We start from the raw sequence: 24,535 nt of genomic DNA on the forward strand, positions 1-24,535 counted from the left end.
GTCACTCCTTACTGAGGGCACGGTCGCGGCTCAGTTGGGAGCCGGTCATCGTGGCGGCGTCGGACAGCAGGAACATCAGTGGGCCGACCACGTCGTCGGGTGCCCCGATCCCCGTCGTCCGCTCCCAGTGCTCGCGTTCGCCGCCCTCCGGGTTGGCCATGCGGAACTGCGGGGTGTCGATCACCCCCGGGAGGACGATGTTGACCCGCACCCGGTGCTCGGCCACCTCCGCGGCGAGCGACCTGGCGAAGGGGATCAGCGCGCCCTTGCTCGCGGCGTACGCCGACGCCTGTGCGCGTCCGGCGTGGGCGAGACCGGAGGAGAACACCAGGATCGACCCCGACCGCCGCTCGATCATCGCCGGCAGCACGGCCTGGCAGGCCCACACCACCCCGTCGAGGTTGACGGCCAGCGTGCCCCGCCACTCGCCCGGGTCCATGGCCGCCACGTCCTGGCGCGGCTGGATCGCCGCACCGGCGATCAGCCCGTCGATCCGGCCGTGCCGGTCGAGGACGTCCGCCACGCAGGAGAACACGGCGTCCCGGTCCGCCACGTCCACCCGGTGCCGCTCGACACGGTCGCGGGACGGGGGGCCCGGCATGGGCGCGGCGGTGTCGAGCACGACGGCCGTCCCGCCCGCGGCGGCGTAGGCCCCCGCGACGGCGGCGCCGATGCCGCTCGCACCGCCGGTGACGAGCAGCACCTCTCCCGTGGCGTCGAAGCCGGCTTTCATTTGCGCCTCCTGGCGGTCGGTCGGGTGGTCAGCGGGCGGTGCGGCGGCGGCCGAGGCGCGCGGCGGCGCGGACGCGGGCGCGGGCGCCGGCCGGGCGGGGCGCGGTCAGCGCCCCGGCCACGAGGTGCCCCGACGCGCCGTTGAGACCCGCCCCCGGGTGCGTCGAGGCCCCGATGTGCCAGAGCCCGCGCACGGGGGTGCCGTGGCGCCGGGCGCCGGGAAGCGGCCGCCAGAAGAAGTTCTGGTCCAGCTCGGCGGAGCCGCCGTAGGGATCGCCGAACTCGGCGTTCGGGTTGCCCGCGGCGAGGTCGGCCGGAGTGATCACGTCGATGGCGAGGACCTTCTCGTGGAGGCCGGGGGCATGCCGTTCGACACGGTCGAGCACACGCGCGGCATACCCCCGGGCCAGTTCAGGGGTCCAGGCGCCCGCCGCGTCCAGCTCGCCGGCGGCGTCGCCGACCGGTGCGAAGGGCGTCTCCTGGAGCTGGAACCACAGGGCGGCGGCGCCCTCGGGCACCCGGGACGGATCGAGCACGTCCTGCCGGCCCACGACGACGGTCGGCCGGTCGGGGAGCAACCCGGCCTCGGCTTGGGCGCAGGCGATGCCCGTGCTCGCGGAGCCGTCGGAGACGTGCAGGAGCGGGATGCGGGCCAGCCGGTCGTCGCGCCAGCTGGGTGGTGCCGACAGGGCGACATGGATCTGCATCTCGCCGCGTCCGTACCGGAAGCCGCGCGCCTGGCGCAGCACCGTCTCGCTGACCGAGCCGGGCGGCAGCAGCCGCCCGTACAGCGCCGTCGGAGTCACGGACGCGACGACGGCGCGGGCAGCCCGCAGGGTCCGGCCACCGGCCACGACGCCGGTCGCGCGCCCGCCTTCGACCACTATCCGCTCCACGGTCGTGCCGGTGAGGATCTCCACTCCGCGGGCGCGGAGGAGCGACTCGAAGGCCGCGACGAAGCGACCGGCGCCCCCTTCCACCACCGGCAGTCCGGCTCCGTGCATCGTCGCCGCCAGGACCGGGATCATGAAACCGCCCGAGGCGTGGTCGGGGGAGAGCCCGGCGTGCAGCAGCCAGGGCGCCCACAGGTGGTCGACCTCCGGGCCGGTGAACTCGCGGCGGCACCAGGCGCGGCCGCTGGTGGCCAGGTCGCGCGCCCAGGCCTCCGCGTCCGCCCTGCCCAGGCGGCGGACCATCGCGCCGGCGTTACGCAGCAGCGCGGTGGTGGTGATCTCCGATCCCATGAGCGCGCCGATCTGGTCGGCGTTGTCCGCGAGCCGCCCGAGCGCCGCCAGGTAGCGCCGGCGGTCCCCGGCGTCCGCGAAGCCGGCGGCGGTCGCCTCGGGATCGCGGTCGGCGACCACGACGCGCCCGTCGTCGGCGACGCTCGCGGTGAGCGGACCGTCCGTGTTGCGGTACGCCAGGCCGTGGCGGTGCAGCTCCTCGCCGAGTTGCGCGTAGCCGGGACCGGAGACGAACAGGGGGTGCCAGGAGGAGAACGTGTCGTGGAGGTAGCCGGGGAGCGTCCGCTCGTCCGTGGCGATGAAGCCGCCCAGCCGGGTGTTCGCCTCGACCAGCGTCACCGACCAGCCGGAGCCCGCGAGCTCGGCCGCGGCCACCAGCCCGTTCACCCCGGAACCGATCACGATCGCGTCTGTCACGTCAGTCATCCGCTCTCCTCTGTCCGCCTACCGCGACACCCGGCGGGAGAGGGAGGGCGAGCCCCGCCCGCTCCGCCTCCTCCAACACTGCCCGCAGCGCGCCGTCCGAGACCGGCACGCCCTTCTCGCGGGCGGCGGCGGCACGCGACTCCTCCAGCTGCCCCGGCAGGAGCAGCCGGTCCGTTCCCGGCGCCCGCCGGGCACCGGTGACCTGGCCGAGCAGGTCCTCCAGGCGCTCGGCGAACCGCCCGGGGTCGCCGAAGGCGGCCACGTCCAAGGCGAGGAAGAAGTGGGCGCAGTCGTTCGGCACAGCGGTGTCCTTGTACAGCCCGTTCACTCCCGAGCCGTACGCGCCGCCCGAGAGCACCCCGGCGAGCACGTCGATCGCCAGGGCGAGCCCGTAACCCTTCGGGCCCGCCGCGGGCAGGAGCATTCCGGCCAGTGCCGCCTGCGGGTCGGTCGTCGGCCGGCCTTGCGCGTCCGTGGCCCAGTGCGCCGGTATCGGCCGGTTCTCCTGCGCCGCGAGCCGGATCTTGCCGAGCGCCGCCTCGGACAGCGCCATGTCGAGCACGACCGGAGCGCGGCCGGAGCGGGGGACGGCGATCGCCAGGGGATTGTTGCCCGTCACCGGTTCCGCTCCTCCGGGCGCCGGCATCAGCGGCCGGGTGTTGGCCGCCGCGACCCCGACGCAGCCCGCGGCGGCGGCCGTCGCCGCGTACCGGGCGGCGGCACCGAAATGGAAGGCGTGCCGCACCGTGACGGCGCCGACGCCGTGGGTGCGCGCCTTGGCCACCGCGATCTCCATGGCCTGGTCGCCGGTCAGCTGGCCCAGCGCATGCCGCGCGTCCAGGACGGCGACCGCGCCCCAGTCGACCACGACCTCCGCGCGCTCCAGGGTGGTCACCGAACGGTCGCGCAGCCGCCGCAGGTACATCGGGACCAGCAGCACGCCGTGCGAGGCCGTGCCGCGCATGTCGGCGACCACGAGCGACTCGGCGACCGTCCTCGCGGCGCGCTCGGACAGGCCACCGCCGCGGAAGACGCCGGTCACCGTATCGATGAGCCAGTCCGCCGGCACTGTCGTGGTGCCCGCCATGTTCCCCCCTGCGGATGTATGCGATGGGGCGCCGTCGAGACGGCGCGCGGCCCTGGTGTGCGCGACCGGACTGCTCAGGTGAACGCCCGGCCGCCGTTGACGTAGAGGTTCTGGCCGGTGACGAAGTCCGAGCCGTGGCCGATGAGGTAGAGCATCGTGCCGACCAGGTCGTCCTGTGTCATCTCGCGCTGGAGGCAGCGCTCCCTGATGATCGTTTCTCCCATGGCGGCGTCCTGCCGGGACGCATAGGCCGGATCGTGCGGAACGTAGCACGGGGAGATGGTGTTCACCGCGATTCCGTACGCCCCGGCCTCGCGCGCCAGAGCCCGGGTGAGCCCCACTATCGCGGATTTGGAGGCGACATAGTGAAGAAAGTGGGGAACGGCGGTGGCGACGGTCATCGACGAGGTGTTGATGATCTTTCCGTAACCGCGGTCCCGCATATAGGGAAAAACCGATCGGCAGCACAGCCAGGTGCCGCGGACATTGACCTGGAATACCAGGTCCCACTCGTCGACGTCCAATTGGTCGAACGGCGTCTTCTCGATGGAGGAGAAATATCCGGCATTGTTGACCAGTCCGTCGATCCGGCCCCATCTTTCGGCGACCGCCTCGGCCATCCGGTACGTGGCCGCCTCGTCGGTGACGTCGACCTCGACGGCCATCGCCTCCCCGCCGGCGTCGTTGATCAGCGCCACGACCTGCCCGGGGTCGGTGATGTCGGCGACCGCGACGCGGTAGCCGGCCCGGCCGAGCGCCTCGCAGTACGCCAGGCCGATGCCCTTGGCGCCGCCCGTGACGATGACCACTTCGTCGTTCTCTCGCCTGTGCTCCATCGGGCCGTCCTTTCGCCAGGTCTCGGCGATGAACGTACTGGTAGCGTTGGTGGATCAGAAACGATTGATATCGATGGATGTCATCGATCCGGCCGATGGTCTCGCTGGGGGGCGCCGTGGGGCTCGCGAGCATCGATCTCAACCTTCTCGTCGCCCTGGACGCGTTGCTCAGTGAATGCAACGTCACGCGGGCGGCCGAGCGCACCTCCGTCGGCCAGCCCGCGATGAGCGCGTCACTGGCCAGACTGCGGAGGCATTTCGACGACCAGTTGTTGATCAGACAGGGGCGAAACCTGGTGCGGACGCCGCTGGCCGAGACATTGGTCGATCCGGTGCGGGAGGCGCTCTCTGCGGCGGAGGCGGTCTTCGTGCGCTCCCCGGACTTCGATCCGCGAAAGGACCACGCGGCGTTCACCATTATGGCGGCGGACTACGTCACCATGGTTCTCCTGCGCCCGCTGCTGGCGGCGATCGCGGAAGAGGCGCCGCACGTCCGTATCGGAGTCCGGTCGTTCGAGCCGGACTTCGCCGACCGGCTCCGCCGGGGCCATGCCGACATGGTCATCATCCCGACCGAGCTGTCCCGGGGCAGGGTCGCCTTTCCGTACGAGCCGCTGTTCACCGATCGCTACGTACTGATCGTCGACCGGGACAACCCCGATGTGGGGGAGACGGTGACGGTCGAGCAGCTCGCCTCCCTGCGGTTCGTCGCCTACAGCGCGGGCATCCTGTCGATCGTCGACTCGGAGCTCGAGGCGCTCGGGCTGCGGCTCCAGGTCGACGTCACCGCGCAGGAGTTCGTGGTCGCCTCGTTCCTGGTCGGGGGCACCCGGCTGGCGAGCTTCGCGCTGGAGCGGCTCGCGAAGCAGCTCGCCGACGTGGCACGGCTCCGCATCGTCGACTGCCCGCTGCCCCTGCGCTCCATTCACGAGACGCTCTACTGGAACCCCCGGCGAACGGAGGACCCGGCCCACCGATGGCTGCGGGGCCGGATCGTCCAACTCGCGCGGAGCCTGTGACCCCCGGAACCGAGGTCGCGCGAAACTGGCCGGCGGTCCGCGGAAACGGCTCCCCGGTATCAGCGGTGGTGATGATGTGTATCGACAGCACGCGCTTCCGCCACTGATCTGTCGGCCTTAGAGTCCGTGTCGAACGATGAGAACGGAGAGCGGGCATCCCGGATCATCCGATGATCTGACGCCCGCCACCATGTCCGGGCTGACACGACCCGGACCCCAGGACGATTCGCCGACCACTTCGTTCGGTGGGTGGCGCGCGGATGCCGAATGCCCGCCCCACGCCGGACCCCTCTCCCTGACGGGCTCCCCTCCGTTTTCTCCGGCCGTCCCGGCCGGACACGAGTAGCCGTCGAGCCGGACGCCCCCGTCCAGAGGTGCTCGACCATCCGATCCGCTGCGTGGTGACCTAGGAGGCTCGAAATGTATCGATGGAAAGGGGCGGCGGTGCTCCTCGCCGGGGCCCTCGCACTCGGCGCCTGCTCGTCCGGTGAGGGATCGGGCTCCGGTGCACCGGCCGGCGAGGCCGGCGGCTCGATCGTCCCCGAGGCCGTGAAGGCCGTCACCGCCGGGTCCGCGCCGGTGACCTCGCTGACGCTTCCGGACAAGTCCCCCAAGGCCCCGCGGAACAAGCGCATCGTCGCGGTCACGTGCACGAACGAGGGGGACGGCTGCCCGCTGTCCGCCCAGGCCGTCGGGGAGGCGACCCGCCAGTTCGGCTGGGAGGTCAAGGTTATCGACGGCAAGGGCGATCCGGCGGTGTGGAACTCGGCGATCCTCAACGCGATCACCACCAAGGCCGACGCGATCGTCCTGTCCGCGGTGGCGCCGGCGCTGGTGAAGGACGCCCTCGCCAAGGCCGAGGCCGCCGACATCCCCGTGGTGACGATGTTCCAGCCGGTCGTCGCGGGCGATGGGATCTACGGCCACGTCAGGCCCGACCATCCCGCCCAGGGCGAGCTCGCGGCCAACTGGATCATCGCCGACTCCAAGGGCAAGGCCAAGGTCATCGAGGTCGTCGACGCGGAGTTCGTCGAGCTCGGCCAGCGCAGCACCGCGTTCAACTCCCGGCTGAAGAAGTGCGGCGGGTGCGAGGTGGTGGCGACCGTCAACTCGACGCTCGCGACGCTGTCGACCCGGCTGCCGGGCGCGATCACCGCCGCGCTCCAGAAGCACCCCGACGCCGGGTACGTCGTGGGCGCCACGGACAACCACTCGCTGTTCGCCTCCCAGGGCATCCAGATGGCGGGCCGCGCCGGCGCCGTCAAGCTCGTCGGCTACGACGGCAACAGCCCGAACTACCGGCTCGTGCGGACCGGCGTCCAGGCGATGGACATCGTCGAGAGCTACTCGCTCCAGGGCTGGCTGGCCGCCGACCTGCTCATCAGGGCGCTGAGCGGCGAGCCGGGACGGGACTACGTCCTGCCAAGCCGCCTGTTCACCAAGGGCACCATGCCCGCGGAGCTGTGGGAGACCGAGGCCGACTTCAGGAAGCACCTCACCGAGCGCTGGACGACGGGGACTGCGGCGAATGACTGAACCGGCCCTGCGCGTCGACGGCCTGACCAAGTCGTTCCTCGGCCAGACGGTCCTGAACGGCGTGGACCTGCGGATCGCCCCGGGCGAGATCCACGCCCTGCTGGGTGAGAACGGGGCCGGCAAGTCCACGCTCATCAAGATCCTCGCCGGCGTCCATGCGGCGGACGCGGGCCGGGTGACCGTGGCGGGCAGGCCGCTGCGGCCGCGGCACCGCCTCGCCGACGCCGCCGCGGCCAGGATGCGGTTCGTGCACCAGGACCTCGGCCTCGTCGACGATCTGGACGTCACCGAGAACATCTGCCTCACGTCGGATTTCAGCTCCCGGGGCGGACTCATCCGCTTCGGAGCCTCGCGGCGCCGGGTCCGCGAGGTGCTCGGCCGGCTGGGCGTGGACATCGATCCGCGCCGGCGCGTCGGCGACCTCGCCCAGGCCGAGAAGGTGATGGTGGCGGTCGCGCGGGCCTTCTCGGCCGAGGCGCACCTCATCGTCCTCGACGAGGTGACCGCCAGCCTTCCCACACCCGAGGTCGCGCGGCTGAAGGACCTGCTCCACCAGGCATGCCGGCAGGGCACGGCCTTCCTCTTCGTGACGCACCGGCTGGGGGAGGTGTTCGACATGGCGGACGCCGTCACGGTGCTGCGGGACGGGCGGCGCGTCGCGTCCGCGCGCCCCGCCGACGTGACGCACGACCAGCTGGTCGAATGGCTCGTCGGCCGGTACGTCGCCGCGCTGGCGCCCCGCAGCGGTGAGTCGCACGCGTCTTCGGGCACGCCGGTGCTGCGGGTCAAGGATCTGCGCGCCACGGCCCACCACGCCCCTCTGGACTTCACGGTCGGCGCGGGCGAGGTCGTCGCGTTCACCGGACTGGTCGGCTCGGGTGCTCGCGAGGTGGTGCGCTGCCTCGCCGGGGCCCAGCGCCCCCAGGAGGGGACGGCGTCGCTGCGCGGGCGGCGGTTCCCCCTCGGCGACCCCGTGGGCGCGGCGGGCCGGGGCAGCCGCTACGTGGCGGGGGACCGGCAGGAGGGCATCGCGCCCGACCTGTGCGTCCGGGAGAACCTCTTCCTCGCGCACTACTGCCACGGCGGACGGGTCCTGCGGCCGCGCCGTGAGCGGCGGGCCGCGGACGACCTGATCGCCCGCTACGACGTCCGGCCGCCCCAGGCGTCCGAGTTGCCGGTGGTCACGCTGAGCGGCGGCAACCAGCAGAAGGTCGCGATCGGCCGGGCCCTGTCGGGCGCCCCCGGGCTGCTCGTGCTCGACGATCCGACCGTCGGCGTGGACATCGGGGCCCGGGTGGCGATCCACCGACTCATCCGGCAGACGGCGGACACGGGAGTGCCGGTGGTGCTCGCCTCGACGGACTTCACCGAGGTCGTGTCCGAGGCGCACCGCGCCGTCGTCATGCGCGAGGGCCGGGTCGGCGCCGTGCTGAGCGGCGCCGACCTCACCGAACAGCGTCTGATCTCAGAGAGCTACCGAGCACGGGAGGTCGCATGACCACCTCAAGGGCCACGGCGAAGCAGGACGCGCCGTCCGGATCGGCGGGCGGCGCGCAGGGGTCCTCCCGCGACCTCGTGGCCAGGATGGGCGCGCGGTACGGGCTGCTCGTCGTCTGGGCGCTTCTCATCGTCGTCTTCGCGGTCCTCAACACCGACGTGTTCCTGCGACCGCTGACGGCCCAGACCATCGCCTCGACGAAGGCCGTCGTCGCCATCCTCGCGCTGGCCGCCCTGGTGCCGCTGGTGGTCGGCCAGTTCGACCTGTCCGTGGCCTCCCAGTTCGGGCTGGCGCAGGCGCTGTGCGCGGGGCTCATCGTGAAGCAGGGGCTGCCGGCCGGGCTCGCGCTGCTGGTCGTCCTGGTGGTGGGCGGCGTCTTCGGCGTGGTCAACGGCCTGCTCGTGGCGGTCGTCCGGATCAACGCGTTCGTCACGACCCTCGCCACCGGAACGCTCGCCGTGGGGCTGACGCAGCTGTACACGGGCGGCGGCCAGATCATCGGGGCGTTCCCCGGCGCCTTCACCGATGCCGGCCGGTCGAGCGCGGCCGGGGTCCCGTTGCCGTTCGTGTACGTCCTCGTCATCGTCCTGGCGTTGTGGGCCCTGCTGGAGTACACGCGCTGGGGGCGGCGGGCGTTCGCCGTGGGCGGCAATTCCCGCGCGTCGCTGCTGTCCGGAATCAACGTCCGGCGGATGACGATCACGTCCTTCGTCATCGCCGGTGTCATCTCGGGGTTCGCCGGGGTACTGCAGGTGATGATTCTCGGCGCCGCGAGCCCGGAGGTCGGCGGGCAGTTCCTGCTCCCGGCGTTCGCCGGTGTCTTCCTCGGCGCGGCGGTACTTCGCCCAGGCCGGTTCAACGCCTGGGGAACACTTATCGCCGTGTATTTCCTGGCGACCGGGATAACCGGGTTGCAGCAACTCGGAGCCGCGTTCTACATCGAGCAGTTCTTCAACGGCTGCGCTCTGCTGATCGCGGTGGCGATAGCGCAGTTCAGCGCCCAGCGGCGCAGGCGTGCCGCGGCGGCGCTCGGGCAGGCGAGCGGCTAGGCCGCCCGGTCCGCCCGCACGTGGCGCCGGGATCCGTCGCGGTGGCCTGAACCGCTCGCGCGCCGTGGCGGGCCCCCTCCTCCCCAGGATCATCATCGGGGTCAATGGCCGATATCGGTGATGATTGTTTCCGCGTGACGGGATTAATGCATACGCTGAGGAGAAGTGCGTCGATGTTCGTATCGAACATTCCGTACGAATTCTTCCTCAATCGCGACCCGGAGGTGTCCAGTGATAAATGAGTGCCCGGTCCACTTCGACCCGCTCTCGCCCGAGCAATTGGCTGACCCCTACCCCCTTTATTCCCGGATGCGCGCCGAGTGCCCGGTGTTCTACGCGCAGGAGCACGATCTGTGGATCGTCACCCGGCACGAGGACGTGCTGGCGGTCGTCAGGGACACCAAGACGTTCTCCTCCGAGAACGCGGTGCGGGCATCGGTACGGCCCCTTCCGGCTCCGGTGCTCGCGGTCCTCGCGGAGGGATGGCCGCTGTCGCCGACCCTGACCGACAGCGACGGAGACGTGCACCGCCGCCTTCGGCTGCTGGTCTCGAAGGCGTTCACCCCCCGGCGCATCCAGGAGATGGAGGGCCCGGTCCGGCGGATGACCGACGAGCTCATCGACGGCTTCGTGGCCGAGGGGCGGGCCGACATCATCGAGCGGTTCGCGTGGCACCTGCCGCTGGCCGCCATCGCCGACATCCTCGGCGTCCCCAGGAAGGACGTCCCGCTGCTCCACCGCTGGAGCTACAGCTGGCTGCGGCTGATGCAGGCGACCGATCCGCTGGAGGAGCTGATGGCCTGCGCCTTGGACGTCGTCTCCATGCAGCGCTACTTCATGGAAGAGCTGGGCCGGAGGGAGCGCGAGGGCGGCTCGGACCTCATGGCCGAACTCCTCACCGCCCGCATCGCCGGCGGCGATCCGCTCACGATGGTGGAGGCGATGCGGGTCCCGATGAATTTGATCATCGCCGGTCACGTCACCGTGACCCGTGCCATCGGCAACGCTCTCACGACCCTGCTGGCGGCTCCGGACCAGCTGGAGAGGGTTCGCCGTGACCCCGCCCTGATCCCGACGATGGTCGAGGAGGTCCTCCGGTTCGAGTCGCCGGCGCAGGGGCTGTTCCGCACCGTCCGCGAGGACACCGTGCTGGGCGGCGTCACCCTTCCTGCCGGAGCGCGGATCATGGTGCACTGGGGCTCGGGAAACCGGGACCAGAGCGTGTTCGCCGATCCCGACGCCTTCGACGTCGCGCGCGACTCGGCGGCCACCCACCTGGCCTTCGGGAAGGGCGTGCACGCGTGCCTCGGCGCGCCGCTCGCCAGGCTCCAGTTGAGGATCGCCATCCCCCGGCTTCTCGAGCGCCTTCCCGGTCTGCGGCTCGACCACGATGCGGAGGCCGCCGTCCGGGACACCATCTTCTTCGCGAGAGGCTTCAAGAAGCTGACGCTCGTCTGGGACGCGGAGGCGGCGTGACCGCGAGCGCGATCACCAGTTCCGCCGCCGCGCGCGACCGCGAACCCGCCGCGGGAACCGGCGAGGCCGAGCTGACCCTCCGCGTCGCCGGCAAGGCCGCCGCCGCGCGCGGCGTGGCCGTCCTCGAACTCACCGCGCCGGACGGGCGAGAGCTGCCCGCCTGGTCACCCGGCGCCCACATCGACCTCGTTCTCGAGAACGGCCTGATCCGGCAGTACTCCCTGTGCGGTGACCCGCGCCGGAACACGGTGTGGCGGATCGGCGTCCTGAGGGAGACCGACAGCAGGGGCGGATCCGCCCACGTCCATGACGTCCTCCAGGTCGGCGACGAGGTGCGGGTCCGCGGGCCGCGGAACAACTTCGCCCTCGCCGCGGCGCGGCGATACGTCTTCGTCGCCGGAGGGATCGGCGTCACCCCGATCCTGCCGATGCTGGCCGAGGCGGAGCGGCGGGGAGCGGCCTGGCACCTCTACTACGGCGGGGGATCCCGGGACTCGATGGCGTTCCTGGAGGAGCTGGCGGGCTATGGCGACCGCGTGACGCTGGTCCCGCAGGACGTCTGCGGCCTGCTCGACCTGGACGCGATCCTGGGCACGCCGGCGGATGGCACGCTCGTCTACTGCTGCGGCCCCGAGGGGCTGCTGGAGGCGGTGACACGCCGCGCCGCCCCCTGGCCGCGGGACACCCTCCGCATCGAGCGGTTCCGCAACCGGGCGGCCGCGGAACCCGCGGGGGCCGCCCCGTTCGAGGTCGTCTGCGAGCTGAGCGGCGTCACGCTGGTCGTCGGGCCCGGCGAGAGGATCGTCGACGTCGCCGAGGAGGCCGGGGTCGGGGTCATGTACTCGTGCTCGGAGGGGACCTGCGGCACGTGCGAGACCCCGGTGCTGGACGGGGCGGTCGACCACCGCGACGCCTATCTGACCGACGAGCAGCGGGCGGCCGGAGACCGGATGATGATCTGCGTTTCCCGCGCCGCGGGACCGCGGCTGGTACTGGACCTGTGATCCCGCCCACGGCCTTCGGACGGGCACCCAAGGGAGAATGCGATGCGGGTGAACCACTGCTACGTCTCGGTCGGTGACCGCCGGAGCCACGTCCTGCACGGTGACGGTCTGATCGACACGCTGTTCCTGCACGGCGCGGGCGGCTCCGCCTGGACGTTCGAGGCGACGATCGACGCGTTGCCGCGCACGCTCGGGTGGGCGTCGGCCGACCTGCTCGGCTACGGGGACAGCTCATGGATCGAGAACCGGGACTACTCGTCCGCCGCCCAGGCCGAGCAGCTCACCGCGGTCATCGACCGGCTCGGCCTCCGGCGGGTCCGGGTCGTCGGCTTCTCCTGGGGCGGGCTGATCGCCCTGGAACTGGCGAAACGCGACCGCCGTGTCGACAGGATCGCGGTGATCGACATACCGCCCTCGTCGAGCCGGTCCGCCCTGGAGCTGCCGCCGCTGCGAGGGACGTTCCGCACCGCCGCCGACGGCGTGGAGGCCGTGATGGCCATCGCGCCGGGGGCGGCGCCGGAGGTGGCCGAACGCGAGGCCTTCCTCTCGACGGCGCCCTGCCCTGAGGGGTTCCAGAAGAAGATCGATCCCGCGTTGCTCGTGCGGTGGCAGTTCCAGGACGAGGACCACTGGGAGACGTGGCGGCGCAACGAGCGGGAGACGCTGCTCGTCCGTGGACAGCACAGCTCCGTCCTGAGCGGGGAGGACGCGGGACGGATGATCGGGCTGGGGACGCGCGTGGTGCTGGCCGAGATAGCGGGGTGCGGCCATCTCGTCCCCCTGGAACGGCCCCGCGAGCTGGCCTCCGTGCTCGGCCGCTTCCTGGCCTGAGCGGGCCGCGCGGCCCGCGGCTCACCGTCCGCCCCGCGCCGCGCGCACCGATCGCGCGATCGGCGGCCGCGGCGAAGACAAGGAGGACTGACCGACCAATGCCCGGCTACGACCTGCACACCCATCTGGCCCCGGCTCTCGGAGAGCTTCCGCCGGGGATCGAGCGCGCGCCGGACGGCGCCCTCGCGGTCGACGGCCGCCCCGTCGGACCGGTGGACCTCTACCACGCGGAACGCCTGGAGGAGCACCTGGACAAGGCCGGCCTGGACGGCGCGGTGGTCTCGCTGCCACCGCCCTTCTTCCGGCAGACGCTGCCGATCGAATGGACGCCCGCCTGGGTGCGCGTGGCGAACGAAGGGCTGCTCGCCGCCGTCGCTGGGGCACCGCGGCTGGCCCCCTTGGCGTACCTTCCGCTGGAGCACCCCGAGGCGGCCATCGCCGAGTACCGGCGCATCGGGCGCGACCGCCGTTTCGTCGGGGTGGCGGCGGCCGCCGGAGGCCTCTCGGCGTCCCTGGCCGACTCCCGCCTGGACCCGCTCTGGGCGGCGCTGGAGGCCGACCGACGCCCGCTCCTGCTGCACCCTGGGGCGTCGCCCGACATCCGGCTGCGCGAGTTCTACCTCGGGAACCTGCTCGGCAACCCGTCCGAGACCGGGCTGGCGGCGGCGCAACTGGTGTTCGGCGGCGTGCTGTCGCGTCACCCGGCGCTCAAGGTGCTCCTCGTCCACTGCGGGGGCGTCGTGCCGGCCGTGGCCGGCCGGTGGCAGCGCGGCGCGGACACCGCCAGGCCGGGGGTACCGTCCGAGATCGAACCCCCCGCGCACGCACTCCGGCGGCTTTTCGTCGACTGCCTGGCCCACGACCCGGCCGTGGTCGACCTGGCCGTCACGGTCTTCGGGGCCGACCGGATGGTGCTCGGCAGCGACTGGCCGTTCCCGATGGGGACCGCCGACCCGGCCGGCCTCGTCGCCCACCGCGGAACGGCGTTCATCCGGCGCGCCGGGGTGGGCAACGCCGAAGCGCTGCTCGGGTGGTAGAAGGGAGTGACGAGGCAGATGGAAGAGTACGACGCCGTCGTCATCGGAGGCGGCCATAACGGGCTGGTGGCGGCGCTCTACCTGGTGCGCGCCGGCTGGTCGGTCGCCGTCCTGGAACAGGCCGGCGCCGTCGGCGGTGCCATCGCCAGCGGGGAGGTCACCCTTCCGGGGTTCGTGCACGACCTGTACGCCACCAACCAGAACCTCTTCGTCGCGTCCCGGGCCCACGCCGACTTCGGCCCCGACTTGGCCCGCCACGGATTGCGCTTCCGGGTCTGCGACCGGCCGTTCGCGAACGCGTTCCCCGGTGGCCGGAGCCTGCGGGTCTACCGCGACTACGAACGCACCCTCGACGGGCTGGCCGCGCACGACGCCGCTGACGCCGAAGGGTTCGCCGACCTGTACCGCTTCTACCAGCGGTTCGCCCCGCACCTGTTCGGGTTCTACGGCTGTGCCCTGCCGTCGGCCGCGGCCGCCCGTGAGGCGGTGCGCCTGCTGGCGCGGCACAGGCTCCGCGGGACGGGTGAGCTGGTACGGACGCTGCTGATGAGCACCCGGGAGCTGGGAGAGTCCCGGTTCGCCACCCCGGAGGCGCGGGCGATGGCGGCCTGCTGGGGGATGCATCTCGACTTCGCCCCCGACGTCGCGGGCGGTGCCGTATTCCCGATCCTGGAGATCTTCTCTGACATGGAGACCGGGATGGCCGTGGTGGAGGGAGGGGCGGGACGCCTGCCGGAGGCGCTCGCCGCGGTCGTCGCCGAGCACGGCGGGACCGTCCGCACCGGGGTGGAGGTCGACCGCGTCCTGTGCCGCGACGGGCGCGCGGTCGGGGTCCGCACGACCGACGGCACCCGCTTGGCGGCGCGCCGAGCGGTGATCGCCAACGTCGGGCCGCGCGCTCTCTACGAACGGCTGCTCCCACCGGCGGCGGTTCCCGCGAGTGTCCGGCGGGGGGTCCGCGCCTACCGGAACGGTCCCGGAACGCTGATGCTCCACCTGGCGCTGGACGGCCCGGTGCCGTGGGCCGCGGGTGGAGACCTCTCCCGTTTCGGCTACGTCCACATCGCCCCGTACGTCGACGACCTGGCCCGCACCTACGCGGAGGCGCAGGCCGGGCTGCTGCCCGCCGATCCGCTGCTCGTCGTCGGGCAGACCTCGGCGATCGACCCCGGCCGCGCGCCCGCCGGCCGCGACACGCTGTGGGTCCAGGTCCGCGCGGTGCCGGCGGAGATCCGCGGCGACGCCGCCGGCGTCGTCCGGGGGCGGCAATGGCCGGACGTCGCCGACGCGATGACCGAACGGGTGCTGGCGAAGCTGGAGCGGTACGCGCCCGGTGTCACCGGCCTGGTCGCGGCGTCCGCCGCGCTCACCCCCCGGGATCTGGAGGAGGCGAACCCGAACCTGGTCGGCGGAGACAACGGGGCCGGCAGCCACCACCTCACCCAGAACTTCATGTCCCGTCCGCTCGCCGGGCACAGCCGCTACCGCACCGCGGTCCCCGGGCTCTACCTGACCGGCGCGGCGACCTGGCCGGGCGCCGGCACCAACGCGGCGTCCGGGCGTCTGACCGCGCGGCAGGTGCTCCGGGACGCCCGTGGCGGCGGTCGGCGACGGAGCCGCGCGCGCCGGTAGTCGTGGCCGGGCGGCCCCGGACGGTGCGGGCCCGTGGGCCGTCGGTTCAGGAGGCCATCCGGTAGGCCCGGGGCCCCGCGCCGCCGAGGCCCTCGAGCACCTCACCGGCGAGGTGCTCGACGGGCGGCTCGGTGCCGAGGACCACGACCACGTCCCCCGGCCGGGCCTGATCGGTGATCTCCCTGACCGCCCGGCCTGTGTGGGAGCGCCGGGCACCGACGATGCGGTCGATGCCGCGCGAGGACCCGGCGGGCCGAAGCGTCACGACCTGTTCGGCGGCCCGCCCCGCGGAGGCCGTGACGGTGTGCGCGAGCGGGGGATCGGCGACCGCCAGGACGCGGACCCGGCCCTGCCCGCCCGCCAGTTCCCGGGCGGCGGCGAGGTCCGCGCTGATCGAGTCATGGTGGCGGGCCACCGAGTCGATCACGGTCACCGAGCGCGTCCGGCCCGCGATGGTCAGGTGCCGGCGCACCCCCTGGTAGCTCTCCAGGGCCCCGGCCGCCTCCATGGGGGCTATCCCGAGAGCCATGGCGGCGGCCAGCGCCCCCATGGCGTTGTCGGCGTGTGCGGGCACGGGCACGTCCGCCCAGAGGACTTCGCGGTTCGGGCCCCGGGCGACGATGCGGCACCCGCTCCCGGACCACCGGGAGTCCACGGTCCAGGTCGCTCCGGGACCGGGACCGTAGGTCACCAGGTTGTCGAGGCCGAAGCCCTCCGCGAGGCCCTCCAGCCGTGCCTTCTCCCTGTGAGGGGCGATCACCGTGGCGACCTGGCCGATCCATGGAGGCGGCTCGCCGGGACCGGCCCCGCCGAACACGCAAAGGTCGGGTGCGGGCTCGGGCACCGCGGACGGGGAGGCCTCCAGAATCAGCGGACCCCCTGCGCCCTGCTCGGCCCGCGACCGGAGACCGTAGCCGACCAGGTCTGCCCCGAGGATCCAGGAAGGCGCGCTTTCGAGGACGCTCAGGATATGGGCGAGCATCGCGCCCGTGCACGTCTTGCCGCGGAGCCCGGCCACGGCGATGGACAGTGGCGAGTCCGCGACCTCCCGAAGCTCCTGCCCGCGGTCGAAGGGGCGGACGGCCGGGCGGCGGCCGAGGGCCTCCACCTTCCCTTCCGCCGCGCCGCCGCGCCGAGGCACGATGTTCTTGATCATGATGGCTCCCTCGCTTGCGACCCGGATGCCCGGCCCGCGCGCCCCGAGGGGCTGCGGCCGCTGCCGGGCCCCTCGCGGTCGACGTTGCCGGCGATACCGCCAGCCTGGTCGTTCGCAGGCCCTCGCGTCATCGGGGCCAGCCGCCAACCCTCAGCGGGGGCGAACGGGTACGCGGGATACCTGCTACCCGGCATGCGCGGCCGGAGCGGGGCCGACGGGCAGCAGGGCGTCCAACCGGGTGCCGCCGCCGGGAGGGCTGTTGATCGCGATCGTTCCGCCCAGCGCCTCGATCCGGTCGGTGAGGCCGACCAGCCCCGAGCCCGCCGAGGGGTCCGCGCCTCCCAGGCCGTCGTCGCTCACGCACAGGGCCAGCCCGTCGTCCCTGACCTTGGCCCGGACGCGGACGGACGTGGCGCGCGCGTGCTTGGCGACGTTGGCCAACGCCTCTGCCACGAAGTAGTAGGCGGCGACCTCTGTGGCCTGGGGGAGCCTGCCCCCGATCCGCACGTCGAGATCCACGGCGACGGGGCACCGCCGGGCCAGTGCCCTGAGCGCGGGCCGCAGGCCTCCCTCGGTCAGGACGGCGGGGTGGATGCCGCGGGAGATCTCCCTCAACTCCTCGAGCGCGGCGGCCAGCCCGCTGGCGATCGCCGCGACCCTCGACCGGAGCTCGGGCAGTTCCGCGGGGATGACGGCCTCCACGGCGCGCAGATCCAGCGCCAGGGAGATGAGTCTCTGCTGGGTGCCGTCGTGCAGGTCGCGCTCGATGCGCTGGCGGGTCTGGTCGGTCGCCGCCACGACCCGCGCCCGGGAGGCGATCAGGTCGTCACGCGCCTGGGCGTTGGCGATGGCGGTGCCGAGCAGGTCGGTGAACCGGGAGAGCCGCCATTCGATCCCGTCGGGCAGGGGATCCTCGCGGTTGGAGGCGGCGGCGAGCCCCCAGATCCGGCCGTTGACGACGACCGGCACGGCCACCGCCGTGCGGATGCCGTACCGCCGGAGGGCGGCGGCGAGGTCGCCAGGGGCGTCGTCGTAGCTGTCGATCCGGCTGGGCCTGCCGGTGCGAAGGATCTCGGTCGCCAGGTTCTGGCCCTCGGTCGACACCCGGCCCAGCGGGAGGCCTGATCCGACCCGGCTGTACCTGCCCACCACCAGGACCGTCCGGTCGGCCTCGAAGCGCGAGAGGGAGGCGCCGTTGGTCCCCGCCGCCAGCGCGATCTCCTTGGCCATCGCGGCGAACACCTCGGACGGCGGTGCCCCGGATGCGACGAGCGTCGCGATCCGCCGCAACGCGGCCTGCTCGCCCTCGAAGGGCGGCTCCGCCGGATGTTCCGCGAACACGCCGGGCCCGGCGTCCGGCGGGCGATGCGGGTGCCGGCCCTGTCCGGGGTGGTCCTCGGACGTGCTCGAGCCGGAGGGACCGGGAGTGGACCGGTCGTCCACGGCCGCCGGCCCCCCTCGCCGGATGATCGCCCGGCAAAGCAGGCCGAGCCCCAGGCCGGCGAAGACGATCGCCATGATGACGATGGCCAAGACCGGGCCCGTCCCCGAGGCCAGGGCCGCCTGGACGGCCGGTGCCTCGTGGGCGGCCGGCCACGGCGAGATCACCCGATCGGCTCCGAGGGGCGCCGGCGCGATGAAGGCGAGGCGCAGGCGACGGGGCCCGTCCATCCCGGACACACCGGACGGGGGCGATGCTCCATTGCCGCGCCTCGTCCGAATCCTCACCATCTGGCCAGCATATTTCCTGGTTTCGGACGGCCCATATATTCTGGTCCTTGCATGGACGCAGTCGAAGGCACCAGGACGACGCGGGGCGATGACGGCTCGGCGCCCACCCGCGTGGTGCTGGCGGACGACGACGTCCTGCTCCGCGAGGGCATCGCGAGCCTGCTGGGCCGCTCCGGCTTCGATGTGGTGGGACAGGCGGAGGACGCCTCGCAGTTGCTCGCCCTTGTCGGCGAGCACCGGCCCGACCTGGCCATCGTCGACATACGCATGCCCCCTACGCAGACCGACGAGGGACTGCGGGCGGCGCGGACGATCCGGGACCGGCATCCCCAGATCAGCATCGCGGTGCTCTCGGCGTACGTCGAGGTGGAGCCCGCGATGGAGTTGCTCGCCGGCGGGCGGGGGATCGGTTACATGCTCAAGAGCCGCGTCACCGACGTGGCGGAGTTCATCGAGACGCTGCAGCGGCTCATCAGAGGCGGCTCGGTCGTCGACCCGTCACTGGTGCAGGAACTCGTCGCCGCCCAGCGGCGCGATGATCCCCTGGGCGTTCTCACCCCGCGCGAGCGCGACGTCCTCGCGCTGATGGCGCAGGGGCTCTCCAACGTCGGCATAGCCCGCGAGCTCTGGGTCGCCGAGGGAACGGTCGAGAAGCACGTGCACAGCATTCTCACCAAGCTCCCGCTCGGTGACACCAACGACGACCATCGGCGCGTCCTGGCGGTGCTCGCATACCTGGACGCCCGTTAGGCGTCTTCCGGCGGGCGAGCGCCGAGGTGCGACCCGGTGATGACCGTGGCGCCATCCGGACTGCGAGGTATGGACCGTCCGGCTGATCGGCGTCTCTGCCATGAGGCGGGGATCAGGCCCGCTCCAGCAACCCGTCGACCAGCCCGGCGATGTAGTCCGGGGTGAGGGGGCCCGCGCCGAACAGGACGCGGATGTACATCGGGGCCATGATGTGGTCGAGCACGCCCAGCACCTCAGGGGGACGCTCGCCGCGTTCGGCGGCGCGGTCGAGCATGGCCTGCACGAACCGGGTGCGTTCGGCGAGAAAGTCGTCGCGCGCCCGCAGCCCCCGTTCGCCCCTGTTCGACAGGGCGACGGTCAGGCGCAGCACCGCCAGGCCGTCGGGTCCCGTGATCTCGCGCGCCACCTGGGCCGCGTAGGCGTGCAGGTCACCGGCCAGAGTCCCGGTGTCGGGCATCGGCGACTGGGCGTTCAGACGCGTGAGCACCACATCGGTGAGCAGCGCCTCCAGGGTGCCCCAGCGGCGGTAGACGCTGGTGTCGGCCACGCCCGCGCGGGCCGCGACGTCACCGACCGTGAATTCGCCGTAGCCGCGCTCGGCGACCAGGTCCGTGACGGCGTCGTGCACCGCCGCCCGGACACGGGCGCTGCGCCCGCCGGGCCTCCGGACCGGCCGTCGTTCCTCCATGCCCGCACCTTAGCGCAGTTCCCAGTTGCGTTTATGGGCTCCACTGTCTAGATTCCTAACGCAGTAGAGCACTGCTTTAGGGGGAAATGATGAGGTCTGCACCGCCGGTGGCCGTGCCGAACCGGGCGGCGTTGCTCACGGTGACCTGCCTGGGGCAGTTCATGGTGCTGCTCGACAACACGATCGTCGGTGCGGCGCTGCCCGACATGCAGGAGCGGCTGCACACCCAGTTGACCGGGCTGCAGTGGATCGTCGACGCCTATGTGCTGCTGGTCGCCATGCTGTTGCTGTCCGGCGGCGTCTTCGCCGACCGCTTCGGCCGCAAGAGGATGTACCTGTCCGGCGTCGTGGTGTTCACCGCCGCGTCCGTCCTGTGCTCCGCCGCGCCCTCGATCGGCTGGCTGATCGTCGGGCGGGTGCTCCAGGGCATCGGGGCCGCGGCGCTGAGCCCCGCCTCGCTGGCCCTGCTCGTCGCCGCGCATCCGGGTCCGCAGGAACGGGTCAGGGCGATCGGGCTGTGGGCCGGATTCAGTGGAATCGGCCTGGCCGCCGGACCATTGGCCGGCGGCGTCCTGGTGGAGGCCTTCGGCTGGCCTGCCATCTTCCTCGTCAACGTGCCCGTCGGCGCGGTCCTGCTGGTCGCCGGACTGCGCGCGCTGGGCGAGTCCCGCAACCCGAGCGCGCCGGGGATCGACGTCCCGGGAACGGTCCTGTCCGTCCTGGGCGTGGGGACGCTCACCTACGGGCTGATCGAGGGCGGCTCCCGCGGCTGGACCGCGCCTGTGATCTTGAGCAGTTTCGCCGCCGCGGCCGTGATCATCGCCTGCTTCGTGGTCGTCGAAGGACGGGTCTCGGCTCCGATGCTGCCGCTGCGGCTCTTCCGGGAACGGCTGTTCACGGTCTCCAACACGGCGATGATCGTGGTCGGTTTCGCGCTCATGGGCTCGTCGTTCTTCTTCTCCCAGTTCTTCGTCTACGTCCAGGGCAGCTCGATCCTGCGAGCCGGGGCGCAGACCCTGCCCGCCACGCTCGCGATGGTCGTCATCAGCCCGTTCGCGGGCCGGCTCGCCGCCCGGTACGGCTTCCGGATCATGGTCACCCTCGGCCTGACGCTGGCCGGGCTGGGACTGGTGGCCCTGGGCTTCGTGCGCGCCGACACCGGCTACACGAACGTGTGGTGGCGGCTGGCCGTCGTCGGTCTCGGTTTCGCCCTGACCATGTCCCCGCTGACCGGCGCCGCCATCCAGTCGGTCAGCCCGCAGGAGGGCGGTCTGGCGTCGGGGGTCAGCAGCACCACCCGGCAGATCGGCGCGGTCCTCGGCGTGGCGGTGCTCGGAGCCGTCGTCCGCACGCGGGAGTCCGGTGGTGCCTCCTTCGAGGAGGGGCTCACCAGCGCCTTCGTCGTCGCTGGGGTCGTTACCTTGGTCACAGCGGTGTTCACGGGCCTCTGGCTGAGCAAGAGCGTCGAGACGTCACGGCCTGCGAGCCCGGCCCCGCGCCTTCATGAGAACACCACGACCTGACAGAGCCATGGGCGTGGGGGCAGTTGAGCGGAGGGGCGGACAGAAAATCATGCTTCGGCTTGACTGGACCGGAGCCCTTGCGTTTAGGGGGTTTTGGGGAGTCTTTGCAGGTCGGCTAGGTACTTGGGACGTGCTTGACGAAATATGGGGCCGCTTGAACCTGTTGTGGATGTGTGACCGACGGGGAAGCCCGTCCGGGGCGTCCGACCAGATCTTGAAGGGCGCATCGAGTCCCTGATCATCAGGACGGCCGATCAAGGCACGTCCGCCGCCGAGTCCGCAGAGCGCCGATCACGGCCTAGCGGAGCCGGGGACCCACCGAAACACCGGGGTGAATCCGCACCCCCGCATGCGCGGGGCCGCGGTAGGGCCACTTCCACGCCCGAACCCGACAGCTAACCCGGTAGGCGGACTGGAAGAACTCAGGAGAACCTTCGCATGACCGCTCGTACCTTCGACCTGACCAAGCGCATGGGCGCCCGCGTCGCCGCAGGAGCCGTCCTCTCCCTGGCAGGTGCTTTCGGCTTCGCCTCCCTGGCCCCGTCCGCCCAGGCGGACACCAGGCCCGCGAACACCGCGCACGTCGCCTCCGTGTCCAAGGCCGACGCCAACGGCGGCACGGCCGACGGCCAGAGCGCCGAGGCCGGCGCCTCCGCGCAGGACGTCATCAAGCTCGCCCGCACGCAGGTCGGCACCCACGAGGACGCCTCGGGCAACAGCAAGTTCAACGACTGGTACGTCGGCTCGCCGCTGGGCGAGCAGAACGCCCACCGCATCGGTGCCGAGAGCGCCTCGGTCTACAAGGGCCAGTCCTGGTGCGACATGTTCGTGTCCTGGCTGGGTCAGCACACCGGCACCAAGGGCATGGGCGCCGACGCCTACACCGTCAGCCACGCCCAGTGGTTCAAGAAGACCGGCCGCTTCGGCGACACCCCGAAGCCCGGCGCCGTGGTCTTCTTCGCCTGGAACGGCGGCGGCATCAAGGGTGTCGAGCACGTCGGCATCGTCGTTAAGGACAACCACGACGGCACCATCAAGACCATCGAGGGCAATTCCGGTGACGCGGTGAAGCAGAAGGTCCGCGACACCTCCACCGTCGCCGGCTACGGCTACCCCGAGTACCGGTGAGCCGGGGCCGCTCAGCGGCCCCTCGCCCGCACCGTCGTCCAGCGGTGCCCCCCTTCTCCATCCCCCGCGCGATCACACCCCACGTCGCGAGCACGCCCACGTGCCGTGCGCCGGATCCGTCATGCGCGAACGGCGATCCCCTCACGCCCGAGGCGTGACCCGGCGCCCGGACCACCGAGCAAAGGATGAACATGCAGCAGCGAGTCGCCCTGATCAGTACCGCCCTCGCGGGCGTGCTGGTCACGGGAGTGGCAGTCGGAAGCGCCGCCCATGGAGCCCCGGAGGACAACCCGGCGGCGCACAAGTTCACCGGGCAGGTCACCGGGCAGCAGGTCACCGGGCATCAGCTCACGGGACAGCAGCTCACGGGACACCAGCTCAAGGGGCAGAAGACGACCGAGCAGCAGGTCAACGGACAGCAGGCGACCGGACAGCACGGCGCGAAGAGCCCCCGCCATATGACCGGCAAGGCCGCGCCGAAGAGCCACGCCGTGCTGGCGGGCAAGACCACCGCGTCCTACTTCTGGGACGACGGGTCGGGCGTGAACGGCGACACCGGCGCCCCGGCGGGCGGCAAGCCGATGCAGAAGGGCCTGTTCGCCAGCCCGAGCTGGCCCATGCACACCAAGGTCAAGGTGACCTACAAGGACCGCAGCGTCACCGGCTTCGTCGGCGACCGCGGACCGGGCGAGCCGTCCCACCGCGGCGTCATGCTCGACCTCGACACCTACACCTTCCGCCACCTGGTGGACGGCAAGAAGCCGAACAGCAAGTACGACACGGGCACCTCGGCGGGCCACCTGAAGGGCGTCAAGTACGAGGTCCTGTCCTGGGGCCACGGCGCCGGCAAGAAGGGCGCCCCGAAGCCCCTCGGCTGACCAGAACCGTCGGATACACCCTCCCCAGCCGCGCCGAGCCCCACCACAGGCCCCGCTCTCGTCCTGGACGAGAGCGGGGTCGTCACGTCCGGGGCTGCTCAACGCCGTCGGGGGAGCCCGCGGCTGGACACGCCGGAGCTGCTGCCGCCGCACCCCCGGCGGCTGCCGCACGGTGACCCCTCGCTCGAGCCGTCGCTGCTCCCGTTCGGCGACGAGGCGCTCGACATGTTCCTGCGCCTGGAGCGGCCGGCACGGCCCGGGGCTCCCGCCGAAGGCGACCGCTACGAGACCATCGGGCAGTTCTACGCCGCGATCGAGGCCGGGCTGCGCGGCCTGTGCGACCGGCTCGGCGAGGCGGAGGTCCTCTCCGGCGATCCGGCACGCCAGGTCAACGCCGGGCACTTCGAGCACACCGCCGGACGGATGATCGCGGTCAACGATCTGGCCTCGGCGCTGGCCGCACTGGAGGAGATCGTCGAGGAGGGCGAGGGCACGTCCCGCGGCGCGGTCTGGGACGGCGGCCCCGCCGTCCACCATCCCGACCGGGACGAGGTCGCCCACTACTACCGCTTCCAGGAGCTCAGGGCCGGCCGCCGCTACCGCCGCGGCGACACACCGCGGTCGGGGCCGACCGGCGAGCCGGTCGGCGTGGACTTCGCCGGCGTCCTGCCGATGCGGCCCAACCCCAAGAAGATCGCCGACCACGCACCGGGCAGCCCGGTCCGCGCGGCCCAGGAGGAGTCCAACCGGACGTACTGCACTCTCCTGCACCTGCTGGAGCAGGCGTTCAACGGCAGCCCGGGGCAGCTCGCGGCCGCCGTCACCACCATGTAGAGGCTCAAGGCGCAGGCCCAGGCGTTGATGCGCACGCCCGACGGCGACGGCACCACGGCCGGCCCCACTTTTCGAGTATGTTTCGCCGGCTGAGCGCGGTTGACCTCCGGCGACGGGCCGTAGCGCATCAACGTTCCCGAGGCCTGTACCTCGCGTACGGCGGGATCCCGCTCCGGCGCTGCTGCGCCGCGAAGGACGGGTGGTGGCGGTGGCCGGCGTGAGCACGGTGGGCGACGAGGTCATCGCCGTCTGGATCGTGCTGAACCCCGCCAAGCTGAGGAACTGGCATCGTCCCTGACCCGCGGGTGCGGTCGGCGCCAAGGAGTTGCCGTTGCGGGCTCGTAGAGCCTGGCACCGCATCGGTCGTGCGGGAACCCAGCGGCCGGAGAGGAGGCTCATATCGTCACACCCGCCCCCGGTCGTGCAGAATTTATCCGCAC

The 24,535-nt window shown here is 72.3% G+C and carries 21 protein-coding genes and 1 riboswitch; of the genes, 14 read left to right on the forward strand and 7 right to left on the reverse strand.

The window, feature by feature from the left end:
- Nucleotide 1 precedes the first annotated feature (1 nt).
- From FKD65_RS41475 to FKD65_RS41490, 4 genes are all read right to left on the reverse strand, one after another.
- Entirely contained in the window at nt 2-733 is a 732-nt protein-coding gene (locus FKD65_RS41475) for an SDR family NAD(P)-dependent oxidoreductase (RefSeq protein WP_141585317.1), read from the reverse strand.
- Nucleotides 734-761: 28 nt separating this feature from the next.
- On the reverse strand, nt 762-2,402 hold the full coding sequence (locus tag FKD65_RS41480; protein ID WP_141585319.1) for an NAD(P)/FAD-dependent oxidoreductase: 1,641 nt from the start codon (nt 2,400-2,402) through the stop codon (nt 762-764).
- A complete protein-coding gene (locus FKD65_RS41485; RefSeq protein WP_141585321.1) occupies nt 2,395-3,489 on the reverse strand; it encodes an Ldh family oxidoreductase in 1,095 nt (364 codons plus the stop codon). Before FKD65_RS41485 ends, FKD65_RS41480 begins: the two co-directional genes overlap by 8 nt.
- A gap of 74 nt (nt 3,490-3,563) precedes the next feature.
- Nucleotides 3,564-4,325 carry an SDR family NAD(P)-dependent oxidoreductase gene (locus FKD65_RS41490; protein WP_141585324.1) on the reverse strand — a complete coding sequence of 254 codons (762 nt, stop codon included), beginning with the start codon at nt 4,323-4,325 and terminating at the stop codon, nt 3,564-3,566.
- A gap of 77 nt (nt 4,326-4,402) precedes the next feature.
- Between FKD65_RS41490 and FKD65_RS41495 the strand changes: the two genes are divergently transcribed.
- The 9 genes from FKD65_RS41495 to FKD65_RS41535 all read left to right on the forward strand — a co-directional run bounded on the left by FKD65_RS41495 (nt 4,403) and on the right by FKD65_RS41535 (nt 15,407).
- Nucleotides 4,403-5,344, forward strand: coding sequence for a LysR family transcriptional regulator (locus FKD65_RS41495; protein WP_141585326.1), 942 nt, complete (start codon nt 4,403-4,405; stop codon nt 5,342-5,344).
- A 420-nt stretch (nt 5,345-5,764) separates the two neighbouring features.
- The gene (locus FKD65_RS41500) at nt 5,765-6,880 is read left to right on the forward strand and encodes a substrate-binding domain-containing protein (protein WP_141585329.1); all 1,116 of its coding nucleotides are present in this window, start codon (nt 5,765-5,767) and stop codon (nt 6,878-6,880) included.
- Entirely contained in the window at nt 6,873-8,378 is a 1,506-nt protein-coding gene (locus FKD65_RS41505; RefSeq protein ID WP_141585331.1) for a sugar ABC transporter ATP-binding protein, read from the forward strand. Before FKD65_RS41500 ends, FKD65_RS41505 begins: the two co-directional genes overlap by 8 nt.
- Nucleotides 8,375-9,427, forward strand: a complete 1,053-nt coding sequence (locus FKD65_RS41510) for an ABC transporter permease (protein ID WP_141585334.1) — start codon at nt 8,375-8,377, stop codon at nt 9,425-9,427. The genes FKD65_RS41505 and FKD65_RS41510 overlap by 4 nt, the downstream gene beginning before the upstream one ends.
- A 309-nt stretch (nt 9,428-9,736) precedes the next feature.
- Nucleotides 9,737-10,903, forward strand: coding sequence for a cytochrome P450 (locus tag FKD65_RS41515; protein ID WP_141585336.1), 1,167 nt, complete (start codon nt 9,737-9,739; stop codon nt 10,901-10,903).
- On the forward strand, nt 10,900-11,907 hold the full coding sequence (locus FKD65_RS41520) for a PDR/VanB family oxidoreductase (RefSeq protein ID WP_240809852.1): 1,008 nt from the start codon (nt 10,900-10,902) through the stop codon (nt 11,905-11,907). Before FKD65_RS41515 ends, FKD65_RS41520 begins: the two co-directional genes overlap by 4 nt.
- A 42-nt stretch (nt 11,908-11,949) precedes the next feature.
- Entirely contained in the window at nt 11,950-12,738 is a 789-nt protein-coding gene (locus FKD65_RS41525) for an alpha/beta fold hydrolase (protein ID WP_141585338.1), read from the forward strand.
- A 98-nt stretch (nt 12,739-12,836) separates the two neighbouring features.
- Nucleotides 12,837-13,775, forward strand: coding sequence for an amidohydrolase family protein (locus FKD65_RS41530; protein ID WP_141585341.1), 939 nt, complete (start codon nt 12,837-12,839; stop codon nt 13,773-13,775).
- Between the two features lie 18 nt (nt 13,776-13,793).
- A complete protein-coding gene (locus FKD65_RS41535; protein WP_141585343.1) occupies nt 13,794-15,407 on the forward strand; it encodes an NAD(P)/FAD-dependent oxidoreductase in 1,614 nt (537 codons plus the stop codon).
- 46 nt (nt 15,408-15,453) lie between these two features.
- Here the strand turns inward: FKD65_RS41535 and FKD65_RS41540 are convergent, their stop codons facing one another.
- Both FKD65_RS41540 and FKD65_RS41545 read right to left on the reverse strand, forming a co-directional pair.
- Nucleotides 15,454-16,563, reverse strand: coding sequence for a hypothetical protein (locus FKD65_RS41540; protein WP_141585346.1), 1,110 nt, complete (start codon nt 16,561-16,563; stop codon nt 15,454-15,456).
- A gap of 183 nt (nt 16,564-16,746) precedes the next feature.
- On the reverse strand, nt 16,747-18,234 hold the full coding sequence (locus FKD65_RS41545) for a GAF domain-containing sensor histidine kinase (protein WP_168221366.1): 1,488 nt from the start codon (nt 18,232-18,234) through the stop codon (nt 16,747-16,749).
- Nucleotides 18,235-18,345: 111 nt separating this feature from the next.
- Here FKD65_RS41545 and FKD65_RS41550 point away from each other — a divergent pair, with 111 nt between their 5' ends.
- The gene (locus tag FKD65_RS41550) at nt 18,346-19,044 is read left to right on the forward strand and encodes a response regulator transcription factor (RefSeq protein ID WP_141585351.1); all 699 of its coding nucleotides are present in this window, start codon (nt 18,346-18,348) and stop codon (nt 19,042-19,044) included.
- Nucleotides 19,045-19,156: 112 nt separating this feature from the next.
- Here FKD65_RS41550 and FKD65_RS41555 read toward each other — a convergent pair whose 3' ends face one another.
- A complete protein-coding gene (locus FKD65_RS41555) occupies nt 19,157-19,732 on the reverse strand; it encodes a TetR/AcrR family transcriptional regulator (RefSeq protein ID WP_141585353.1) in 576 nt (191 codons plus the stop codon).
- Nucleotides 19,733-19,821: 89 nt separating this feature from the next.
- Here FKD65_RS41555 and FKD65_RS41560 point away from each other — a divergent pair, with 89 nt between their 5' ends.
- The 4 genes from FKD65_RS41560 (at nt 19,822) to FKD65_RS41575 (ending at nt 24,095) form a co-directional block, all read left to right on the forward strand.
- Complete coding sequence (locus FKD65_RS41560; RefSeq protein WP_205718459.1) at nt 19,822-21,255, forward strand: MFS transporter; 1,434 nt, start codon at nt 19,822-19,824, stop codon at nt 21,253-21,255.
- A 275-nt stretch (nt 21,256-21,530) separates the two neighbouring features.
- A riboswitch (cyclic di-AMP (ydaO/yuaA leader) is annotated at nt 21,531-21,679 on the forward strand.
- Between the two features lie 14 nt (nt 21,680-21,693).
- Nucleotides 21,694-22,383, forward strand: a complete 690-nt coding sequence (locus tag FKD65_RS41565; RefSeq protein ID WP_141585361.1) for a CHAP domain-containing protein — start codon at nt 21,694-21,696, stop codon at nt 22,381-22,383.
- Nucleotides 22,384-22,574: 191 nt separating this feature from the next.
- On the forward strand, nt 22,575-23,261 hold the full coding sequence (locus tag FKD65_RS41570; protein WP_240809853.1) for a septal ring lytic transglycosylase RlpA family protein: 687 nt from the start codon (nt 22,575-22,577) through the stop codon (nt 23,259-23,261).
- A 123-nt stretch (nt 23,262-23,384) separates the two neighbouring features.
- Nucleotides 23,385-24,095 carry a ferritin-like protein gene (locus FKD65_RS41575; protein WP_302931627.1) on the forward strand — a complete coding sequence of 237 codons (711 nt, stop codon included), beginning with the start codon at nt 23,385-23,387 and terminating at the stop codon, nt 24,093-24,095.
- Nucleotides 24,096-24,535: the final 440 nt, after the last annotated feature.

Origin of the sequence: Actinomadura sp. WMMA1423, assembly GCF_006547145.1 — a bacterium.
Taxonomy (GTDB): domain Bacteria; phylum Actinomycetota; class Actinomycetes; order Streptosporangiales; family Streptosporangiaceae; genus Spirillospora.